Source organism: Mycobacterium sp., assembly GCF_049281135.1.
GTDB lineage: Bacteria > Actinomycetota > Actinomycetes > Mycobacteriales > Mycobacteriaceae > Mycobacterium.
The window spans coordinates 1-3,017 of sequence record NZ_JBAPRN010000728.1; the positions used below are offsets into that span (position 1 = coordinate 1).

At 66.1% G+C, this 3,017-nt stretch carries 3 protein-coding genes and 1 pseudogene; all 4 read left to right on the forward strand.

From position 1 onward, the window contains the following. Positions 1 to 372: pseudogene (locus WAN02_RS29090) on the forward strand (hypothetical protein); the annotation flags it as partial. Between the two features lie 31 nt (positions 373 to 403). Further along, positions 404 to 1,348: an SDR family NAD(P)-dependent oxidoreductase gene (locus WAN02_RS29095; RefSeq protein ID WP_422268852.1), complete on the forward strand. Its 945-nt coding sequence runs from the start codon at positions 404 to 406 to the stop codon at positions 1,346 to 1,348. Positions 1,349 to 1,361: 13 nt separating this feature from the next. Then, positions 1,362 to 2,525 carry a phosphotransferase gene (locus WAN02_RS29100; RefSeq protein ID WP_422268853.1) on the forward strand — a complete coding sequence of 388 codons (1,164 nt, stop codon included), beginning with the start codon at positions 1,362 to 1,364 and terminating at the stop codon, positions 2,523 to 2,525. A gap of 141 nt (positions 2,526 to 2,666) precedes the next feature. Beyond that, positions 2,667 to 3,017 (forward strand): hypothetical protein (locus WAN02_RS29105; protein ID WP_422268854.1); only part of this gene is annotated, 351 nt, incomplete at its 3' end.

A 3,017-nucleotide genomic window follows, 5' to 3' on the forward strand; every position in this document is an offset into this window, starting at 1 on the left:
GTCAAATGGTTCTCGGCGATGTCGGGCCGTATCACCAAGCAGGACTGGGAGGATGCCGGACTTCGCTCGCCGATGCCCGACGACTGGAACTACTACGCGAAGATGAAGCCGTACTCCCACGACGACAGCTTCGTCGAAGACGTCATCAGCAAAACCACCCGCCGCCACTGCGAGGCCGCCTGGTTGTACGGGACGCCAGAGTATGTCGCCGACGCGCTGGTCCCTTACGTCGAGGCGGGAATCTCATGGATCGGTGTCGCCGACTACCTGTCGATGCTGCTGCCGCTGGAGGAGGTCGCCGGTGCTTTCCAGTTCGCCGTCGATGCGCTCGGTCGGCTGAAGGCTGAAACGCACGCCGGGGCGCCAGCATGAGCGACTACCACCCGCAATCGAAGGTTTGACGATGACCGATCAGCCACTCGCCGGCAAGGCGGCCGTCGTGACCGGCGGCAGCCGCGGGCTCGGCAAGGCCACCGCAATCGAGTTGGGTGCAGCCGGCGCGACCGTCTACGTCACGGCACGCTCGCTTGACGCCCCCGCCGGTCCGATGCCGGGCACCGCGGCCGAAACGGCCCGGGCCGTCACTGACGCCGGTGGCGTGGGCATCGGCGTGGGGTGTGACCACGCCGACGACGCCCAGGTCGCCGCACTGTTCGATCGTGTCGGTGACGAGCAGGGCGGTCTCGATCTGCTGGTCAACAATGTCTTCCCGAGTCCCGATACCGTCTCCGCCCTCGGCCCTGGCTGGGGCGGTCCACCCTTCTGGCAGACGCCGGTCGACAGCTGGGACGCACTGTTCACGATCGCTGTCCGCGGCCACTACGTCGCGACTCAGAAGGCGATGCCGCTGCTGCTCGAACGTAGCGGGCTCATCGTCAACGTGTCGTCGTGCGGCGCCGTCCACTACTTCATGTCACCGCTGTACGGTACCGGTAAGGCCGCCGGACACCGGCTCATGCTCGACATGCACCACGAGCTGCGCGACTACCCCGTGTCAATCCTGTCGATCTGGCCGGGAATCGTGCGCACCGAGTTCATCGGCGCGATGCTCGACCAGAACCCGCGCGCCGTCGAATCTCTCCTTCGCGAGGGCTGGGCCCAGTTCGCCGATACCGACGAGCGGCTCGCAAACATCAGCGACGACGAGCTGATCGCGCTCACCGAGACCCCGCACTACGCCGGCCGCGCTATCGCCGCGCTGGCCGCCGACGACGGTGTCGCCAAGAAGGCCGGCCGTGCTCACCCTGTCGTGTTGCTCGCCGACGAATACGGATTCACCGACACCGATGGCCGCAGGCCCGACGCGTTCCGGTTCCGCGAGACGACCGCGTGGCCGGCGCTCGGATGACCGAGGGCCGCTAGTGCACCCCAAGCTCTGGCTGGCCGGGCGCGCGGGAGCGATCGCCTGGGCGATGGCAGGCGAGAAGCTTCGGCCGCAGCCACCCCGGACGCGGGCCGACATTCCTCGCGATGGTTTCGACATCAACGAGGCCTGGCTCACCGACGTCCTGTGCCACGGGCGCCGCGACGCTCGCGTGGTGGGTTACAGCACCGAGGCAGGCACCAGCCAGACGACCACCCGCAGCGGGCTGCGTGTCGAATACAACGACGCCGGCCGCGAGGCCGGGCTCCCGACCGAGCTTTACACCAAGACCACTGCCGGCTTCACGCAGCGGTTGCTGCTCGGTGGCGCGCACATCCTCGACGGAGAACCAACGTTCTACACGCGGTTTCGGCCGAGGATTGAGATGGAAGCCCCGCTGGGCTACTGGGGCGGCGTCGACCCGCGTTCGTGGCGCAGCATGGTGTTGTTAGAAGACATCGCTGCCACCAAGGGGGCGACCTTCATCAGCGCCACCACCCCCCTGACCCGTAGCCAGGTCGAAGACGTCGTCGTCAACCTCGGTAAATGCCATGGCGCCTGGTGGGAGGACCCGGCATTGGCCGAGCTGAAGACCACAGCTGACCACCTCGGCTACGTCAAGTCTTTCGTGAACATGGGCAAGCGCTGCGCCGTCGGGCTGAACAAGGCCGCCAGCGTCATCCCGGCGAGCATGCGCGATCAAGCCGACCGGCTCTGGGCCGCGACGCGCCGCAGCCTCGAGCACACCGGACTCCAAGGACCCCGCACCCTACTGCACGGTGACCCCCACGTCGGGCAGGTCTACATCACCAACGACGGGCGCGCAGGCCTGACCGACTGGCAGTCGATCATGACCGGCAGTTGGGCCTATGACTTCACCTACTTCGTCACCTCGGCATGCGAAACCGACGACCGCCGCACCTGGGAACGCGAGCTCCTCGACCTCTACCTCACGACAGTCGCCGACAGCGGCGGCAAGCCGCCGGCCACCGAGGACGCCTGGACCGCGTACCGCCAGAACGCCGCCTATCCCTGCGCCGCCTGGGCATGGGCCTACGGCCACAGCTTCTACCAACCCGAGATGCAACCAGAAGACGCCTGCCGCATCGTCATCCGCCGCACCGCGACCGCCGTCGCTGACCTCGACACGCTCACCTCGTGACCCAGAACGGTAAAGAGTAAAAGACATGAACGCGCCTACCGCAGCGAAAGTCGTTCTGGCCGTTCACCTGACGGCCAGGAACAGCTCGCGCAGGCGCGCTGCCCCGCAGCGGACGGAACCCACCCTGGAGAGGCAGCCCTGATGTTGTACGATCCCCACCAGCTTTTGAACCTGATTGACCAGAACAAGTGGTGGATCCTGGGTGGCTTCGCCATCGCGATGATCTTCCAGTGGTGGTGGCTCATCGAATGCGTCCGCGTCGCCAAACGCGACCGCGCGTATTCAATGCCGTTGTTCTGCACCTTCTACTGGTTCGCCCACGACACCGGCTGCGTGGCCCGGTTCCATGACTGGTTCGTCGTCTACGACCACTGGTACCTGAAATGCTTCTGGTTCGGCTTGTTGACCGCCGCCATTCTCGAGCTGGTCTTCTTCGCCCAAACCATCAAATACGGCAAGGACGAGCTGATCCCAGGTATCAGCACCCGCGCC

Excerpts from the sequence above, each read along its gene's own strand:
- WAN02_RS29095 (WP_422268852.1), top strand. The coding sequence starts at position 404 with ATGACCGATCAGCCACTCGCCGGCAAGGCGGCCGTCGTGACCGGCGGC.